We start from the raw sequence: 17,899 nt of genomic DNA on the forward strand, positions 1-17,899 counted from the left end.
CGGATCCCCCGAGGTGCAGGTCGCGATGCTGACGCAGCGCATCAAGGACCTCACCGAGCACCTCAAGGAGCACAAGCACGACCACCACTCGCGTCGTGGCCTGTTCCTGCTCGTCGGTCAGCGTCGTCGCCTGCTGGGTTACCTGCAGGACATCGACATCAACCGTTACCGCTCGCTCATCGAGCGCCTCGGTCTGCGCCGCTAAGCCTCGCGCTCAGCGTTCAATCGCGCAAAACGTTCTTGGAGAGCCTCCCCACGGTGTGGGGAGGCTCTCGTCATGCGGGGTCAGGCGCGGGCGGCGAGCAGGTCGGCGTGCCAGCGCTCGGCGACATCGGGGTGTGCGCGCAGCCGTGACTTCAGGGCGTTCTCGCCGTAGCGGGCGTGGATCGGGTTCGCCGGGTCCTGCGTGCATCCGCGTGCCTGGGCGGCGAGCTGCGGGGGCAGTGCGATCAGCGGCAGCCGCGCGTCGAGGGCCGGGTTGAAGAAGAACGGCACGGAGATGCGGTCCTCGGGATGCCGGGGCGAGACCACGCGGTGATTCGTTGCGATCAGGTAGCCGCCGGTCGCGTACTCGAGCATCTCGCCGATGTTGACGACGAACGCGCCCGGCACCGGCGGCGCGTCCACCCACTGCCCGTCGCGTTCGACCTGCAGCCCGCCCTTGCCGGGCTCGACCCACAGCAGCGTGAGCACGCCCGAGTCCTTGTGGGCGCCGACGCCCTGGGCGGGCTCCGGCGAGGTCGAGCCCGGATAGCGCACGATCTTCAGCAGTGTCGAGGGCTCCCCGAAATGCTCGTCGAAGTAGTCCTCGGGGGCACCGAGGGTGAGTGCCCACGCGCGCAGCAGCGTCCGCGCCACGACGGTCAGGTGCTCCTGCCAGGCGATCGCGACATCGCGCAGCTCCGGCTGGGCAGCCGGCCACAGGTTCGGCCCGATCAGCCGCGCGAAGTCGGGAGCCTCGGGGTCCGTCACGGCATCCCGCTCCGGGCCGATGTCGATCTGCTCGCGCCAGTCGACCTCGCCGTGGGTGCGCTCACCGCCGATGCGGGTGTACCCGCGGAAGTGCGGACTGGTCACGTTCTCGATCGCGAGCTTGTCGGCTTCCGGCAGCGCGAAGAAGTCGCGCGCCGCACGGTGCAGCCGCTGCTCGAGCCCGGCGCTCACGCCCGTTCCGGTCAGGTAGAAGAACCCGACGTCGTGCGTCGCCGCGCGGAGCTGCTCGCGGAAGAGGGCGGCCTGCTCGGGGCCGGCGTCGAGCAGGGCGAAGTCGAGGACGGGCAGGTTCAGGTCGCTCATGAAGGCGAGGGTAGGCCGCTGCGGCACCCTCCCGCGCCTGTGTTGCGCCGTGTGACCGCCGTCGGCGGCGGGAATAACCTGGACACGGATGCGTTGCACCAGATACATTCATTTGCATGTATTGGATGCCGAGGCATCCGGAAGGCGAAGGACACCGTGAACGAGAAGAGCCCGCAGATGCAGTTCGGCATCTTCACCGTCAGCGACATCACGCAGGACCCGACCACGGGCCACACGCCGAGCGAGGCCGAGCGCATCCGCGCGACCGTCGAGATCGCCAAACACGCCGAGGAGGTGGGCCTGGACGTCTTCGCCCTTGGCGAGCACCACAACCCGCCGTTCTGGTCGTCGTCGCCGACCACCACGCTGGCCTACATCGCCGCCCAGACCGAGCGGCTCATCGTCTCGACCTCGACGACGCTCATCACCACGAACGACCCGGTGAAGATCGCCGAGGACTACGCCATGCTGCAGCACCTGTCGGGCGGCCGCATGGACCTCATGCTCGGTCGTGGCAACACGGGACCCGTCTACCCGTGGTTCGGCAAGGACATCCGCCAGGGCCTGCCGCTGTCGATCGAGAACTACGCGCTGCTGCACACGCTGTGGCGCGAGGACGTCGTGGACTGGGAGGGCAAGTTCCGCACGTCGCTGCAGGGCTTCACCGCGACCCCGCGACCCCTCGACGGCGTCGCACCCTTCGTCTGGCACGGCTCGATCCGCACGCCCGAGATCGCCGAGCAGGCCGCCTACTACGGCGACGGCTTCTTCGCCAACAACATCTTCTGGCCCGCCGAGCACTACCAGCGCCTCATCGGTCTGTACCGCCAGCGCTGGGAGCACTACGGCCACGGCGCCCCCGAGACGGCGATCGTCGGGCTCGGCGGTCAGGCGTTCATGGCGAAGAACTCGCAGGATGCCGTGAACCAGTTCCGTCCGTACTTCGACAACGCTCCGGTGTACGGCCACGGCCCGTCGATGGAGGACTTCACCGAGATGACGCCGCTGACCGTCGGATCGCCGCAGCAGGTCATCGACCGCTACGCCGGCATGCGCGACATCTTCGGCGACTACCAGCGCCAGCTGTTCCTCATGGATCACGCCGGTCTTCCGCTGAAGACCGTGCTCGAGCAGCTCGACTTCCTCGGTGGGGAGGTCGTACCGGTGCTGCGCAAGGAGTTCGCGAAGGACCGTCCCGAGAACGTGCCCGACGCCCCCACACACGCCTCTCTGGTGCGCGCCGCGTACGGTGACGGACCGGCACGTCAGGCGACGCCGCGCGCCAACCGCGGTGACAACCTCAGCGGCCCGTCGCCCTACCAGGACGCGCCCGCTCCCGCCGGCGCCGCGTTCGGCGTGGGGGCGACCCGATGAGCGCGCGTCGCATCGCCGTCGTCTCGGCGGGGCTGTCGAATCCCTCCTCCACACGGATGCTCGCCGACCGCCTCGCGGCAGCGACCGTGGCGGCGCTGGGTGAGCTGTCGGGGCCTGACGGTGCTCCCATCCAGGCCACGGTCGACACGATCGAGCTGCGTGATCTCGCGCACGACATCACGAACAACCTGCTGACCGGCTTCGCTCCGCCGGCGCTCGAGTCGGCCATCAACACGGTCGTCTCCGCCGACGCGCTGATCGTGGTCACGCCGATCTTCTCGACGAGCTACTCGGGTCTGTTCAAGTCGTTCATCGACGTGCTCGACCCCGATGCGCTGACCGGCAAGCCCGTGCTGATCGGCGCGAACGCAGGGACGGCGCGGCACTCGCTCGCGATCGACTACGCCATCCGTCCGCTGTTCGCCTACCTGCACGCGGAGGCCGTCTCGACGGGTGTGTTCGCGGCATCCAGCGACTGGGGAGCGGCGGCCGACCAGGTTGCTCCGCTCAGCTCCCGCGTCGAGCGCGGTGCTCGCGAACTGGCGGAAGCGGTCGCGCGTCGTCAACCGGTCGGCAGCGGCGACCCGTTCGACCCGGCGAACTACCTCGGAGAGGGGCGCTCCTTCGGCCATCTGCTCGGCGGTCTCGCCGGGGAGTGACCGCTCACGGTGCCCCCGACCGCGCGTTGCGGCCGGGGGCATCGTCGCGTCAGCGGGCGGCGGCCTCGGCGCGGGCGAGGGCGGATGCCGCGCGCACGAGAGCCAGGTGCGAGAGCGCCTGCGGGGTGTTGCCGGCCTGCCGTCTCTCGGCCACGTCGTACTCCTCCGACAGCAGCCCCACGTCGTTGGCTCGCGAACACGCTCGATCCATGAGCGCCCGTGCGTCATCGAGGCGGCCGGTGGCGGCATACTGCTCGACGAGCCAGAACGAGCACGCGAGGAACGGGTTCTCCGTGCCGGACAGTCCGTCCACGCCCGACTCGGTGCGGTAGCGCAGCACGAGCCCGTCGACCATGAGCGTGCGCTCGATCTCGGCGACGGTGGCCAGCATGCGCGGGTCGTCGGCGGCGCAGAATCCGACCGTCGGCAGCAGCAGCAGCGAGGCGTCGACCGCGTCGGTGCCGGTGTGCTGCACGAAGTGGCCGCGCGCGGAGACCCCGTGCGCGTCGATGCCGGCGCGCACCCGGTCGCGCAGCTGCTCCCAGTGCGCGTCGGGCCCGTGCAGACCGTGCTCGCGCACCGAGCGCACGCCGCGATCGAACGCGGCCCACACCATGGCGCGGGAGTGCACGAACACCTGCGGCTCACCGCGGATCTCCCAGATGCCCTGATCGGGTTCGTCGATGCGCTCCTCGGCACGGCGCAGCAGCGCGCGCTCCAACGGCCACGAGATCGCCGACTGCTCGATGCCGGCCGCGCGCGCGGCGAACAGACAGGTCATGACCTCACCGGTCACGTCGGCCTGGTACTGCTGCGCCGCGCCGTTGCCGATCCGCACCGGGGCGGCGCCGCCGTAGCCGGGCAGGTCGCCGAGCTCCCGCTCGACGAGGTCACGCTCGCCGGCGATGCCGTAGACGATCTGCAGGTCGGCGGGGTCGCCTGCGATCGCCCGCAGCAGCCAGCGCTGCCAGTGCGCCACGACGTGGGCGAAGCCCTGCCCGAGGAGCACCTCGATCGTCAGGGAGGCATCTCGCAACCATACGAAGCGGTAGTCCCAGTTGCGCTCGCCGCCGAACTGCTCGGGCAGTGACGTGGTGGGTGCGGCGATGATGCCGCCCGTGTCGCGGTGCGTCAGTGCGCGCAGCGTCAGCAGCGAGCGCACCACGACCTCCCGGTGCGGACCGTGCACGTCGATGCGTTCGGCCCATGTGCTCCACCACTCGCGCGTGCACTGCAGGGCATCCTCGACGTCCAGGGGTGACGGCGCGGGGCGGTGCGATGCGTGCCAGGTGAGCGTGAGGTCGCGGTACTCGCCGGCGGCGACGCTCAGCGCGCCGCGGTGCACGTGGTCGGTGGCGGTGAGCGGCGCACCGCGCAGGGCCACGGCATCCGGCCCGGCGATCGCGGTCACCTCGGGGGCATCGGCGGTGCCGGTCTGGCGCACCCACGGCAGCGCGCGGGCGTAGTCGAAGCGCAGGCGCACCTGCTGCTCGAAGTCGACCCGGCCGCTGATGCCGACGACGCGGCGCACTAGATCCACGCGGTGCGAGACGTCGAGGTGTCGGGGATCGACAGGCAGGCAGTCGTGCACCTCGGCCACCCCATCGGCGCTCTCCCAGCGGGTGATGAGGGTGAAGCTGTCGCCGTCGTAACGTCGCGTCGCCCGCGCGTCGGGATCGGTGGGCCGCAGCGCCCATCGCCCCTGATGGTCGTCACCGAGAAGGGCCGCGAACACGGATGGCGAATCGAAGCGCGGCAGGCACAGCCAGTCGATCGATCCGTCCCGCGAGACCAGCGCCGCCGTGCGGCAGCTGCTCAGCAACGCGTAGTCCTCGATGGGCGTGGGGGACAGGGCCACGCCCCTGTATGCATCTGCCACGGATCGATTCTGCCTCCTCGCCCACCTGGATCGGGCGACATAGGGTGAGCACATGGGCGACGTGTCGACACTGGTGATCATCGGGGGAAGCGGCGATCTGACGCAGCGACTGCTGTTGCCGGCGCTCGCCGACCTGTTGCGACAGCAACCGGCGCGACAGCTGCACCTCGTCGGCGTCGGGCGTACCGAGATCAGCGAGGCGCAGTGGCGGCGACGCGTGCGGACCGCCTTCCGCGAGGCCGGGGCGGAGGATGCCTTCTCCGCTGTCGCTTCGACACCGTTCATCACGGCTGACGCAACCACGGCGGCCGGCCTGCGTGCGGTGATCGGCGCCGTGCCGGAGGGGCGTCTCGTGCTCTACTTCGCTGTGCCGCCGGCCGCGGCCGCTGCCGCCTGTGCGGCTCTGTCTGCGTCCGATCTGCCCGAGGGGACGGTCCTCGCACTGGAGAAGCCGTTCGGCGAGGACGAAGCCAGCGCGCGTGAGCTCAACGCGGTGCTGCTGAAGCTGCTGCCCGAACAGCAGGTGTTCCGTGTCGATCACTTCCTCGGCCGCTCCACCGTCCTGGACGTTCTCGGCGCGCGGTTCGCGAACCGGCTGCTGGAGCCCATCTGGTCGGCGGAGCACATCGAGCGCGTCGAGATCCGCTTCGATGAGACCCTCGGGCTGGAGGGCCGCGCGGGTTTCTACGATCACGCCGGAGCACTCGTCGACATGATTCAGAGCCATCTGCTGCAGGTCATGGCCGTCGTCGCGATGGAGCCGCCCGCGGCCCTCACTGCGACGGATCTCCGTGACGCCACCGCGGCGGTGCTGCGGGCGACGCACGTGTGGGACGACAACGCCGTGCGGTTCTCTCACCGGGCCCGCTACACCGCCGGCACGGCGGGCGAGGAACGGATGCCGTCGTACGTCGACGAGCCGGGCGTCGATCCCGCACGGGAGACCGAGACGCTCGCGCAGGTGCGCGTCGAGGTGCGAAACGCCCGGTGGGCCGGCGTGCCGTTCACCCTGCGATCCGGTAAGGCGCTGGCAGCCAAGCGCGCGGAAGTCGACGTGGTCCTGCGACCCGTGCGCCACCTGCCCGTCGGTTTCACCGGCGATGCGAGCGGAGCCGTCATCCGCTTCGGCCTCGGGCCCGACAAGCTCACGATGCAGATCTCGGTCAACGGCGGCGAGGAGCCGTTCGCCCTGCACCGCGCCACTCTCGAGGCCGACCTCGGTCTGGGCACGCATGCCGCCTACACGGAGGTGCTCGCCGCGATCCTCGACGGCGACGCCATGCTGGCCGTCCGCGGAGACGCCGCCGAGGAGTGCTGGCGCATCATCCAACCCGTCCGTGATGCGTGGCGACGCGGCGATGTGCCCATGGAGGACTACCCGGCCGGATCGGATGGTCCCGACGGGTGGGCCGCTTCCTGACTCATCTCCAGCGGTACTCGGTCTCCGGCCGTCCGCGCGTGCCGTAGCGGGGGGCGCGATCCACGCGACCGGCATCCGCGAGGTGCTCGAGGTAGCGCCGGGCCGCGACACGCGACATGCCCAGCGCATCGGCTGCTTCGGTCGCCGACAGTCCTCCTCCGTCGCGGACGGCCCGCGATACGCGTTCCAGCGACGCGGGGGACAGCCCCTTCGGCAACGCGATCGTCCCCGTCGGGCGCAGCGCCCCCAGCATCGCATCGATTTCGGATTGGGTCGCCGCCCCGGATGCCGCGCGTGCGCGCTCGCGGTATGCGCGGTACTGCTCCAGCCGGTCGTGGAAGGTCGCGAAGGTGAACGGCTTGACGAGGTACTGCGCCGCGCCGAGGGCGACCACCTGGCGGACGACGTCGGCGTCGCGCACCGAGGTGATGGCGATGACGTCGACGTCGGCGGCACGTGCGCGGACGTGCCGCAGGACGTCGAGGCCGGAGCCGTCGGGCATGGTCATGTCCAGCAGCACGAGATCGATGCGGTCGCGATCGGACGCGTCCACAATCGCCGAGACCGCGGCCCGCGCGCCCGCGCACTCGGCGACCACCTCGAAACCGTCGACCCGGTCGATGTACGAGCGGTGCAGTTCGAGCGTCAGTGCCTCGTCATCGACGAGCAGCACGCCGATCATGACCGCACCGTCGGCAGGACGACGCGGAACGTCGTCGGAGAGAGATCGACGGCGATCGTCCCGCCGATCTCGTCGATGACGGCGCGCACCAGTGCCAGCCCGACGCCGCGGCCGTCGCTGCCGGCCGGCTTCGTCGAGAACCCGCGCTCGAACATTCGTGCACGCACCTCCTCGTCGGGACCGTCGCCGGAGTCGGAGACGGTGAGCAGCAGTTCGTCCTCCACCGTGCGTGACATGTGCACGCGCACCCACCTCGGCGTCGGACCGGAGGCCGCGGCATCCAGGGCGTTGTCGATGAGATTGCCGACGAGCGCGACGGCGTCGATCGGGCTCAGAAGCGAGCGGGGGGCATCCGCGGCGATGTCGGTCGACCACTCGATGCCGCGTTCCATCGCCTGCGAGGCCTTGCCCAGCAGCAGCGCCCCCACCGTGGGATCGCCGTCTGTGCGGGCAGCGACCTGGTCGACGAGCGCTTGGCTCTGCCGCGCCGAATCCGTCAGGATGCCGATCGCGTCGTCCATGCGCCCCAGTTCGATGAGGGCGACGGCGGCGTGCATGCGGTTGCCGTGCTCGTGGGTCTGCGCGCGCAGGGCCTCGCCGAGTGTGCGCATCGACTCGGCGGAGGCCAGGGTGTCGCGGATGGCACCGGCGGGAAGGTCGCCGGCGACCAGACGGGTCGCACGGCGGGCGAGCACCGCACCGGCGAGCCCGGCGCCGACGAGCACGAGGCCGACGGCCGCGACGACGAGCAGGCGTGGCACCACTTGCGCGGTCACCGTCCGGATCGTCACGCCGACCGAGACCCAGCCGACGAGGCGCCCGTCGACCTCGACGGGCACGATCGTGCGCAGCGACGGCCCGAGCGTTCCGCTGAACTCCTCGGTGAGAGGCGCCGGCGAGGCCGGGATGGTGCCGATGTAGTGCTTTCCGATCTGTGCCGGGTCACGATGCGTCACGCGGATGCCGTCGGCATCCATGATCGTGACGAAGTCGACGCCAGCGCCCGACATGACCGCCGTCGCCACCGGCTGCAGCGTGCGGCTGGCGGCGGCGTCGTCGCTCTGCGCGAGGGCCGTAGAGACCTCTCGCAGGTCGGCGAGGGTCGCCGCCACCGCCTGCGTGACACGCTCTGCCTCGGCCCGCGCGGTGCGCTGCGCCTCCAGCACCAGCAGCCCGGCAGTTGCCAGAGCCAGCACGAGAGCGGCGCCGGCCAGCCACAGGAAGATCCGGGACGCGGCGCTGCGTCCGATCCTTCGGGTCATGGCGTCCTCGGCGGTCGATGGCGGGTCGTCGGGTCGTCCCAGCCGCGTATCGGAGCGGCCGCCGGGACCAATACGACCACAAGTGAACCACGAGGGGGCCCGCACTGCACTCTGTGCGTGTGGCCGCCAGCGTCGGCAGCCCCCGAACAACGACCCGTTCACACCTGGAGGCGGACATGGCCCTCACATCATCTTTCAAGCTCCCCGGCTACAACTGGCGCCGCGGCAAGAGCTCCTGGGACAAGCACACCTGGCTCTATGTGGCGGTGATCATCGCGGTGGTCCTGGGAGCCGTCGTCGGTCTCGCCTGGCCGGACTTCGCGAAGGGGCTCGAGCCGGTCGGCAAGGCCTTCGTCAACCTCATCAAGATGATGATCGCGCCGATCATCTTCTGCACCATCGTGGTCGGCGTCGGATCGATCGCGAAGGCCGCCACGGTCGGAAAGATCGGCGGACTCGCCCTGCTCTACTTCCTCGTGATGTCGACGTTCGCGCTGGCGATCGGCCTCGTCGTCGGCAACATCATCCACCCGGGCGAAGGCCTGAACATGGCCGGCGCCACCTACGACGCCGGCAAGTCCACCGAGGCCACAGACACCGTGAGCTTCCTCCTCGGGATCATTCCCACGACGTTCTTCAGCGCCTTCACCGGCCCGAGTGTCCTGCAGGTGCTGTTCATCGCGCTGCTGGTGGGCTTCGCGCTGCAGCAGCTCGGGAAGAAGGGCGAGCCGATCATGTTCGCCGTCAAGCAGCTGCAGGTGCTCGTTTTCCGCATCCTCGGCATGATCCTGTGGCTCGCCCCGATCGGGGCGTTCGGCGCGATCGCGGCGGTCGTCGGCAAGACCGGCGTCTCGGCCATCGTGAGCCTCGGCATCCTGATGATCGCCTTCTACATCACGTGTGCGGTCTTCATCATCGGAGTGCTCGGGTCGCTGCTGTACGTCGTCACCCGCGTCAACATCTTCAGCCTGATCAAATACCTGGCTCGCGAGTACCTCCTCATCATCGGCACGAGCTCCTCCGAGTCGGCGCTGCCGCGTCTGATCGGCAAGATGGAGCACATCGGCGTATCCAAGCCGGTCGTCGGCATCACGGTGCCCACCGGGTACTCGTTCAACCTGGACGGCACCGCGATCTATCTGACGATGGCGTCGCTGTTCATCGCCACCGGGATGGGGATGCCGATGTCGATCCCCGAGCAGATCGGCCTGCTGGTGTTCATGATCATCGCCTCCAAGGGTGCTGCGGGCGTGACCGGTGCGGGTCTGGCGACTCTCGCCGGCGGTCTGCAGGCGTTCCGTCCCGATCTGGTCAACGGCGTCGGCGTCATCGTCGGCATCGACCGCTTCATGTCCGAGGGCCGTGCGGTCACCAACTTCACCGGCAACGCCGTGGCCACCCTCCTCATCGGCACCTGGACGAAGCAGATCGACCGCGACCGCGTGCGCGAGGTGCTCTCCGGACGCATCCCGTTCGACGAGGCCACCCTCACCGGCGACGGGCACGACGGCATGTCCACCGACACGTCCGCTGTCGGCACTCAGGGCCTGGAGGAGGCTGCGATCGCCGAGGCCGAGGCGAAGCAGGAGCGCGCACGTCAGCGCGCCGGGGTGCGCTGACCCGATCTGCACGCACCGGTGCCGCGCTCCCGATCATGTGTCGGGGGCGCGGCGCCGTTGTGCGCGGGTGACGATGGCGTCCGTCGCCGCGCCGAGCGCGATCGCCACCACGATCGAGGCGATCACGGCGGCGACGGTGCCGCCCGGGATGATGGCCGCGACGGCCGCGCCGAGCAACGCCTGGTAGAGCGCCCACGCGCTCGCCGCAGGCGCTGCCAGCAGCAGGTAGCGCCGCAGCGGCATCCGTGAGGCACCCGCGACGAGGTTCACGGCGAGGCGGGCGAACGGGATGAAGCGGGCCGTGAACATCATCGTGGCACCGCGGCGGTCCAGCGCGGTTCGCGCCGTACCGAAGGCCGCCGCCACTCTGGGCCCGCGCATCCAGCGCCACCGCTCGAGCCCCGCCGTGCGGCCGACGAGATAGCAGCCGAGGTCTCCGGTCAGCGCGGCCGCCGCCGCGACGACGATGACGGCGGTGAGCGGGGGAGAGCCTTCCGCGACGGCGAGGGCGCCGAGCGTCGTGACGGCAGCCTCGCCCGGGATGACGACGAGGAAGGCGTCACCGACGACGAGGAGCGCCATCGCGGGGAGGGCCCACGGGCTCTGGGCGAGGGCCTGCAACCACGCGTCGCTCACTCTCTCGGAGTATCACGCCGTCATGAACGCGCGGGGAACGGCGTGTGCGGCGGTGACGTCGGGGTGGCCGCCACGGGACCGTTCGGCGAACACTGCGTTCCGGCGCCCGATTCGGCCCCGTCACCGGCCCCGCAGCCGCGACGCTGGACCCATGAGAGTCGCGTTCGTCGCCGAGTCGTTCCTGCCTCACATGAACGGGGTCACCGGTTCGGTGCTGCAGTCCGTCCGCCACCTCACCGCGAGCGGACACGAGGCTCTCGTCGTCGCCCCCGGCGCACCGGGGGCACGCTCCGACGCGCAGACGCGCGTGCTGCCCTCGATGCCACTGCCGGGCTACCCCCAGGTGCGTGTGGCGTTCGGGCGCACCGGTACCCTGGCCGGCATCCTGCGGGACTACCAGCCCGACGTCGTCCACCTCGCCTCACCGTTCGTGTTGGGCTGGCGCGCTGTCGCGGCGGCGGCGAGCCTGGATCTGCCGACCGTGGCCGTCTACCAGACCGATGTCATCGCCTATGCCAGAAAGTACGGTCTGCCGCGGGCGACGGCCCTCACCGCGGCGCACGTCGCCCGCCTGCACGCCCGCGCGACGCTCACCCTCGCCCCGTCCTCGGCGGCGCTCTCGCAACTCGATGAGCTCGGCGTCGATCGCACCCGCCTCTGGGGCCGCGGTGTCGACACCGAACGCTTCCACCCCGGCCGTCGCAGTGACGCGTGGCGCCAGTGGATCGCTCCGGGCGAGGTCATCGTCGGCTACGTGGGGCGACTCGCTCCCGAGAAGCAGGTGGAGGATCTGGCCGTGATCGCCGGGATGCCGGGTGTGCGGCTGGTCATCGTCGGCGACGGCCCCGCGCGTGCCCGGCTGGAGCGTGCGCTGCCGGGCGCGGTGTTCCTCGGACACCTCTCCGGGATCGAGCTCGCCCAGGCGGTCGCCGGCTTCGACGTCTTCGTGCACCCGGGCGAGAGCGAGACGTTCGGTCAGACGATCCAGGAAGCACACGCCAGTGGGGTGCCCGTGGTGGCGACGGGACGCGGCGGCCCCGTCGACCTCGTCCGCTCCAGCGTGGACGGCTGGCTCTATCGCCCCGGCGACCTCGACGATCTGCACGACCGTGTGCGCGATCTCGTCGGCGACGCGACCAAGCGGCAGGCGTTCGGGACGGCGGCACGCGCGGGCGTCGAAGAGCGCACCTGGCCCGCGCTCGTCGACACTCTTCACGGCTACTACCTCGAGGCGCAGCAGCTGCACGGGGCCGGTCTTTCGACGGCGCGCGCAGCGCGGGTGCGCCCGGCATCCATCGCTCCTGCCCGCCCGCCGCGGTCGTGGAGCCGCGTCGTGGCACTCGGCGATTCGCTCACCGAAGGTTTGTGCGACACGTCCCGCATGCCCGAGGGTCAGTACCGGGGATGGGCCGACCGTCTGGCGACGCTCCTCGCGCAGCGCTCGTCGTCGACGGTGCGCTACGCGAACCTCGCCGTCCGCAGTCGACGGGTGCGCGATCTGCTCGACGAGCAGCTGCCGCGGGCGCTCGAGCTCGCTCCGGATCTGACCACCGTGCTGATCGGCGCGAACGACCTCGTGTCGCATCGCGCCGATCCGGACGTGCTCGCCGATCGGCTGGACTACGCCGTCGGTGTGTTGCGGGCCGCCGGCAGCGATGTGCTGCTGGTGACGCCGTTTCTTCCCGCTCGTCGTGCGTCGGGGCTGTTCGCGCGGCGCTTCGCCCGGTTCGCCGAGCGCCTGCGCGAGACGGCGACGGTACACGGGGCATTCCTCCTCGACCTCGACATCGACCCGGACGTCGGGGAACTCGAGAAGTGGTCGCACGACAAGGTGCACCTGAGCTCACGAGGCCACCGCTTCGTCTCCTACCGCGCCGCGGAGGTGCTCGGGGTGCCGGATGTCGAAGCGCTCGGGGCGCTCGATGCCGCTCTGCACGCGGAAGAGGATCGTCCGGTCTCGGGGACCTGGCTCACGCGCGACGCCTTGCCCTGGGTGTGGCGGCGCCTGCGCGGCCGCACGGCAGGTGACCAGATCACCGCGAAGCACACCGATTACATCGAGCTTCCGGCCGGAGGATCGAGCGCGCGGACCCCCGCGCCACAGTCCTGAGGCGAGCGAGCGGCTGCGGCGGAGTCAGCCGCTCTTGCGGCGGAACTCCCGCTTGGCGACTGCGCCGTGGCTGGCGTGCACCGACGAGTCTCCGTCGAGGTGCGCCTCACCCGAGCGGTGCTGCGCGTTCTTCTTGTCGAGCGCCTCCTTGAACTTGCGCTTCATCTCATCGGATGCCGAGGTGTCGTGGGTGCTCATACCGTCAACCATACGCACGCCGAGGTGCGACTGATAGGGTTGAGCAGGTTGCCGTGGATCTTCCGCGGCATCCGGAGCAGGCCGGCAGGAAGCTGGTCCCCTGTGGTGGGTTCCCGTTCGATGAGATCCGATGCGAACGGTGGCTTTCTACTGGTGGCCAGCGCTGATCGTCCCGGCGGCGCCGCACGCGGAGCCGCCGCGCGTCTGGATCTGCCTGTTCCTGCTCCTTCGCACGATCTCGTGCGCGAAACGCGCGCGCGAGTCTAAACAAAGAAGGAGAGACCTCTTGGAAGGTCCAGAAATCACCGCCGCCGAAGCCGTTCTCGACAACGGCCGATTCGGCACCCGCACGATCCGGTTCGAGACCGGACGACTGGCGCAGCAGGCACAGGGTGCCGTTGCCGCCTACCTCGACGAAGAGACCATGCTGCTGTCGGCCACGAGCGCGGGCAAGCACCCGCGTGAGGGCTTCGACTTCTTCCCGCTGACCGTCGACGTCGAAGAGCGTTCGTACGCCGCTGGCAAGATCCCCGGTTCGTTCTTCCGTCGCGAGGGTCGGCCCTCCACCGAGGCGATCCTCGTCTGCCGCCTGATCGACCGCCCGCTGCGTCCGTCGTTCGTCGACGGCCTGCGCAACGAGGTCCAGATCGTCGTGACCGTCCTGAGCATCGCCCCGGGCGAGTTCTACGACGCGCTGGCGATCAACGCGGCATCCCTGTCGACGCAGATCTCCGGTCTGCCCTTCTCCGGCCCCATCGCCGGTGTCCGCCTCGCGCTCATCCCGGGCCACGGCGAGCACGCCGACCAGTGGGTCGCGTTCCCGACGGCCGCGCAGGTCGAGGAGGCCGTGTTCGACCTGATGGTCGCCGGTCGCGTCCTGGAGGACGGCGACGTCGCGATCATGATGGTCGAGGCCGAGGCCACCGAGAACAGCTGGAACCTCATCAAGGCCGGCGCCGTCAAGCCCAGCGAGGAGATCGTCGCGCAGGGACTGGAGGCCTCCAAGCCCTTCATCAAGGAGCTCGTCGCGGCGCAGAACGTCGTCGCGAACACGGCGGCCAAGGAGATCCAGCCCTACCCGGTCTTCCCGGCCTACGCGAAGGAGACCTACGACTTCGTCGCCGGTCGCGCGTACGACCGCCTCGTGCCGGTGTACCAGATCGCCGACAAGATCGAGCGTCAGAACGCCGACGACGCCGTCAAGGACGACGTCAAGGCGCAGCTGGTCGCCGCCGTCGAGGCGGGCGAGCTGCCCGAGAGCGCGCTGGCCGAGTTCGGTGGCGCGTACAAGTCGGTCACGAAGCTGATCGTGCGCAGCCGCATCCTCACCGAGGGTGTGCGCATCGACGGCCGCGGTCTGGCGGACATCCGTCCGCTGGATGCCGAGGTCCAGGTCATCCCGCGCGTGCACGGCTCCGCGATCTTCCAGCGCGGCGAGACCCAGATCCTGGGTGTCACGACGCTGAACATGCTGAAGATGGAGCAGCAGATCGACTCGCTGTCGCCCACGACCAGCAAGCGCTACATGCACCACTACAACTTCCCGCCGTACTCGACCGGTGAGACCGGTCGTGTGGGCTCGCCGAAGCGTCGCGAGATCGGGCACGGCTTCCTCGCCGAGCGCGCCCTCGTGCCGGTGCTGCCCAGCCGCGAGGAGTTCCCGTACGCGATCCGTCAGGTCTCCGAGGCCCTCGGCTCCAACGGCTCGACCTCGATGGGTTCGGTCTGCGCATCGACCCTGTCGCTGCTGAACGCGGGTGTGCCGCTGCGCGCCCCCGTCGCCGGTATCGCGATGGGCCTCGTGTCCGACCAGGTCGATGGCCAGACGCGCTACGCCGCGCTGACCGACATCCTGGGCGCGGAAGACGCGCTCGGCGACATGGACTTCAAGGTTGCGGGCACGAGCGAGTTCGTCACGGCGATCCAGCTCGACACGAAGCTCGACGGCATCCCGTCGTCGGTGCTGACCGCCGCGCTGACGCAGGCCAAGGACGCGCGCATGACGATCCTGAACGTCCTCAACGCCGCGATCGACGGCCCGGACGAGATGGCGCCGACGGCCCCGCGTGTCATCAGCGTGCAGATCCCCGTCGACAAGATCGGTGAGCTGATCGGCCCGAAGGGCAAGACGATCAACGCGATCCAGGACGAGACGGGTGCGCAGATCTCCATCGAGGAGGACGGCACCGTCTACATCGGTGCGACCGACGGCCCCGCGGCGGAAGCCGCTCGCGCCCAGGTCAACGCGATCGCCAACCCGACCAACCCCGAGGTGGGCGAGCAGTTCCTCGGAACCGTCGTCAAGCTCGCGGCGTTCGGCGCGTTCATCTCGCTGCTGCCCGGCAAGGACGGCCTGCTGCACATCAGCGAGGTGCGCAAGCTCGCCGGTGGCAAGCGTGTCGAGAACGTCGAAGACGTCCTCGGCGTCGGTCAGAAGCTGCTCGTCAAGATCACCAAGATCGACGACCGCGGCAAGCTGTCGCTCGAGCCCGTGCTCGAAGAGGCTGCCGACCAGGAGGGCCGTGCGGCCGCCAGCGAGGGCCCGGAGGCTCCCGCCGAAGGTTGAGTGCTTCGTCGCCCGGCGCTGAGGGTTTCACCCTGACAGTGCTGCGGCGGCGACCAGGACACGGATGCCCGCTTCCTCCCGTCTCGGAGGGGCGGGCATCCGTTCGTTCACGCGATGTCCACCGGATGGGGGACACGCACCCACGCGGAACGGCGTCGTGACGCAAGCGTTATGGAATGTTTACCGTTCGTTGGGCTCAATGCGCGGCCCGTACCCGCGTCTGCCTTACCCTCGGAACTACACATCGGGGGGTGGGTAGACAAGAAGGGCGACACCGCATCCGCGGTTCGTGAAGGGGGTGAACGGATGGGCTACTTCGGCATCGGAGCGACGCCGACGGCCGTACGCGCCGCGCCGCCCGTGCACCCGTCCGCTCCCATTCCCGTTCAGGGGGCACCCGTGGGAGCCGGCATCCGCGTTGCGCTCGGCGAGTCCGGGCTCCAGGTCTTCCCGTTCATCCTCGGCGCGGCCGAATTCGGTTGGCACGTCGACCTCACGGCCTCGCACGGCATCCTCGACGCGTACCGTGCGCGGGGCGGGAACGCCGTGCACACGTCCGACGGTTACGCGGCGGGGCGCAGCGAGCACATCGTCGGGCAATGGATGCAGCGTCGCGGCATCCGCGACGACATCGTCGTCGCCGTTCGCGTCGGCGCCAACCCCGACCACCCCGGGCTCGGTCCGGTGAACCTCATCCGGGCTGTCGAAGCGTCGTTGACGCGGTTGCACACGGACCGGATCGATCTGCTGTACCTCGACGCACTGTCCGATGACGCGACCACTCTCGAGGACACTCTGGCCACGGTGGAATGGCTGATCGAGTCGGGAAAGGTGCGCGCCGTCGGCGCCTACGGTCATACGGCCGCCCAGCTGGTCGAAGCCCGGATTCTCGCCTCGGCGGGCTACCCCCGCTTCACGGTGCTCGATGTCCCGTACAACATCTTGCGGCAGTCGGAGTTCGAGGGAGACCTGCGTCTCGTGGCCAGCGCCCAGGGCATCGCCGTGACGCCGTCGCAGGCGCTCGAGCACGGTTACCTCGCCGGCGTACATCGCGACCGTGCTCAGGTGGCGTATTCGGTTCGCGGCATCCAACTGGCGGCGGCCATGAACCGGCGCGGATCGCGAACGCTCCGTGCGCTGGACCGCATCGGTGACGAACTCGCGGTGCCGCCGTCGGCCGTCGCCATCGCCTGGCTGCTGGCGCAGCGCGCCGTCGTCGCCCCGATCGTGAACGTCTTCGCGGTGAGCCACGTCGACGAGCTGGTGCAGGGCGTGGGGGCGCGGCTCAGCCGCTCTCACCTGGGCGAGATCGCACGCGCCACGCAGTAGAGGGTGGCGTGTCGCCCGGTGTCAAGACCCGGGGCGACGGCGACGGCCTGACGTAGGCTGGGAGCTGCCCCACCCCCAGGCGAGACGAGTATGACGTGACGCATTACCTGTACCTCGTGCGACACGGAGAGCATCTCGACGCGGAGCACGGACTCGAAGACGGCCCGCTGTCGCCGCGGGGTCGACGCCAGGCGGAGCTTCTCGCCGACCGGCTGTCCGGCGTGCCGCTGGATGCCGTGTGGCACTCGCCTCTGGAGCGCGCGGCCGAGACGGCCCGCGCGGTGGCAGGTCGCCTCCCCTCGGTGACTCCGAAGCCCTCGGCGCTGCTGTTCGACTGCATTCCCACCGGGATGCTGCCCGAGACGCCGTCGATCTACGAGCCGTTCTTCGGCTCCTACACCGAGGCCGAGATGGACGCCGGGCGCGCACAGATGGGGGATGCGGTCGCCGAGTTCCTCGTTCGCAAACCCGCCGCCCATGAGCTGCTCATCACCCACAACTCCGTCATCGCCTGGTTCGTCCGTGAGGTGCTCGACGCCCCGGACTGGCGATGGATGACGATCAATCAGGCGCACTGCGGTCTCACGGTGCTCGCCCAGCGCAAGGGCCGGCCGTGGGCTCTTGTGACCCACAACGACCTCGCCCATCTGCCGATGGAGCTGCGTACGGGCCTGCCCGAGGTTCCTCCGGTCTGAGCGAACGCGGGATGAGCGGCGACCGCTTCAGGCGCGCGGCATCCGCCGCTGCGCGATCGGTCGTCGGCGTTCACAACTCCGGAGGTTCTCGCCGGGCCGTCGGGACGCCTGCGCCCCCGCACGGAAACCCGGGCGCGAGTCGACGAAACTCCGGAGTTGCGAACAGGCCGCGTG

At 70.1% G+C, this 17,899-nt stretch carries 15 protein-coding genes; 9 read left to right on the forward strand and 6 right to left on the reverse strand.

Annotation, left to right across the window (positions count from 1 at the left end; all coding sequences use genetic code 11):
• The coding region (rpsO, locus tag ABS64_RS05880; RefSeq protein WP_292681805.1) for a 30S ribosomal protein S15 at positions 1-205 on the forward strand (205 nt) is incomplete at its 5' end.
• 80 nt (positions 206-285) lie between these two features.
• On the opposite strand, the gene ABS64_RS05885 is transcribed toward rpsO, so the two are convergent.
• The gene (locus tag ABS64_RS05885) at positions 286-1,296 is read right to left on the reverse strand and encodes a 2-oxoglutarate and iron-dependent oxygenase domain-containing protein (RefSeq protein WP_292681807.1); all 1,011 of its coding nucleotides are present in this window, start codon (positions 1,294-1,296) and stop codon (positions 286-288) included.
• 177 nt (positions 1,297-1,473) lie between these two features.
• On the opposite strand from ABS64_RS05885, the gene ABS64_RS05890 reads away from it, so the two are divergent.
• A complete protein-coding gene (locus ABS64_RS05890; protein ID WP_292681899.1) occupies positions 1,474-2,670 on the forward strand; it encodes an LLM class flavin-dependent oxidoreductase in 1,197 nt (398 codons plus the stop codon).
• Positions 2,667-3,329, forward strand: a complete 663-nt coding sequence (locus tag ABS64_RS05895; protein WP_005048787.1) for an FMN reductase — start codon at positions 2,667-2,669, stop codon at positions 3,327-3,329. The genes ABS64_RS05890 and ABS64_RS05895 overlap by 4 nt, the downstream gene beginning before the upstream one ends.
• Before the next feature lie 49 nt (positions 3,330-3,378).
• Here the strand turns inward: ABS64_RS05895 and ABS64_RS05900 are convergent, their stop codons facing one another.
• A complete protein-coding gene (locus ABS64_RS05900; protein ID WP_292681810.1) occupies positions 3,379-5,208 on the reverse strand; it encodes a glycoside hydrolase family 15 protein in 1,830 nt (609 codons plus the stop codon).
• A gap of 52 nt (positions 5,209-5,260) precedes the next feature.
• Between ABS64_RS05900 and ABS64_RS05905 the strand changes: the two genes are divergently transcribed.
• Positions 5,261-6,628, forward strand: coding sequence for a glucose-6-phosphate dehydrogenase (locus ABS64_RS05905; protein ID WP_292681811.1), 1,368 nt, complete (start codon positions 5,261-5,263; stop codon positions 6,626-6,628).
• 1 nt (position 6,629) lies between these two features.
• Here ABS64_RS05905 and ABS64_RS05910 read toward each other — a convergent pair whose 3' ends face one another.
• The gene (locus ABS64_RS05910; protein ID WP_292681813.1) at positions 6,630-7,310 is read right to left on the reverse strand and encodes a response regulator; all 681 of its coding nucleotides are present in this window, start codon (positions 7,308-7,310) and stop codon (positions 6,630-6,632) included.
• Positions 7,307-8,572, reverse strand: a complete 1,266-nt coding sequence (locus ABS64_RS05915; protein WP_292681814.1) for an ATP-binding protein — start codon at positions 8,570-8,572, stop codon at positions 7,307-7,309. The genes ABS64_RS05910 and ABS64_RS05915 overlap by 4 nt, the downstream gene beginning before the upstream one ends.
• A 176-nt stretch (positions 8,573-8,748) precedes the next feature.
• Here ABS64_RS05915 and ABS64_RS05920 point away from each other — a divergent pair, with 176 nt between their 5' ends.
• On the forward strand, positions 8,749-10,191 hold the full coding sequence (locus ABS64_RS05920) for a C4-dicarboxylate transporter DctA (protein ID WP_016463264.1): 1,443 nt from the start codon (positions 8,749-8,751) through the stop codon (positions 10,189-10,191).
• A 33-nt stretch (positions 10,192-10,224) separates the two neighbouring features.
• Here ABS64_RS05920 and ABS64_RS05925 read toward each other — a convergent pair whose 3' ends face one another.
• Positions 10,225-10,827 carry a VTT domain-containing protein gene (locus ABS64_RS05925; RefSeq protein WP_005048809.1) on the reverse strand — a complete coding sequence of 201 codons (603 nt, stop codon included), beginning with the start codon at positions 10,825-10,827 and terminating at the stop codon, positions 10,225-10,227.
• Between the two features lie 151 nt (positions 10,828-10,978).
• On the opposite strand from ABS64_RS05925, the gene ABS64_RS05930 reads away from it, so the two are divergent.
• The gene (locus ABS64_RS05930; protein WP_292681817.1) at positions 10,979-12,937 is read left to right on the forward strand and encodes a GDSL-type esterase/lipase family protein; all 1,959 of its coding nucleotides are present in this window, start codon (positions 10,979-10,981) and stop codon (positions 12,935-12,937) included.
• Positions 12,938-12,961: 24 nt separating this feature from the next.
• On the opposite strand, the gene ABS64_RS05935 is transcribed toward ABS64_RS05930, so the two are convergent.
• Positions 12,962-13,135, reverse strand: a complete 174-nt coding sequence (locus ABS64_RS05935) for a DUF5302 domain-containing protein (protein ID WP_100226788.1) — start codon at positions 13,133-13,135, stop codon at positions 12,962-12,964.
• 286 nt (positions 13,136-13,421) lie between these two features.
• On the opposite strand from ABS64_RS05935, the gene ABS64_RS05940 reads away from it, so the two are divergent.
• From ABS64_RS05940 to ABS64_RS05950, 3 genes are all read left to right on the forward strand, one after another.
• Positions 13,422-15,701: a polyribonucleotide nucleotidyltransferase gene (locus tag ABS64_RS05940; RefSeq protein ID WP_036282566.1), complete on the forward strand. Its 2,280-nt coding sequence runs from the start codon at positions 13,422-13,424 to the stop codon at positions 15,699-15,701.
• 306 nt (positions 15,702-16,007) lie between these two features.
• Positions 16,008-17,030, forward strand: coding sequence for an aldo/keto reductase (locus ABS64_RS05945; protein ID WP_292681818.1), 1,023 nt, complete (start codon positions 16,008-16,010; stop codon positions 17,028-17,030).
• 95 nt (positions 17,031-17,125) lie between these two features.
• Positions 17,126-17,725, forward strand: a complete 600-nt coding sequence (locus ABS64_RS05950) for a histidine phosphatase family protein (protein ID WP_005048819.1) — start codon at positions 17,126-17,128, stop codon at positions 17,723-17,725.
• Positions 17,726-17,899: the final 174 nt, after the last annotated feature.

It is taken from the genome of Microbacterium sp. SCN 69-37 (assembly GCF_001724435.1).
Lineage (GTDB): Bacteria > Actinomycetota > Actinomycetes > Actinomycetales > Microbacteriaceae > Microbacterium > Microbacterium laevaniformans.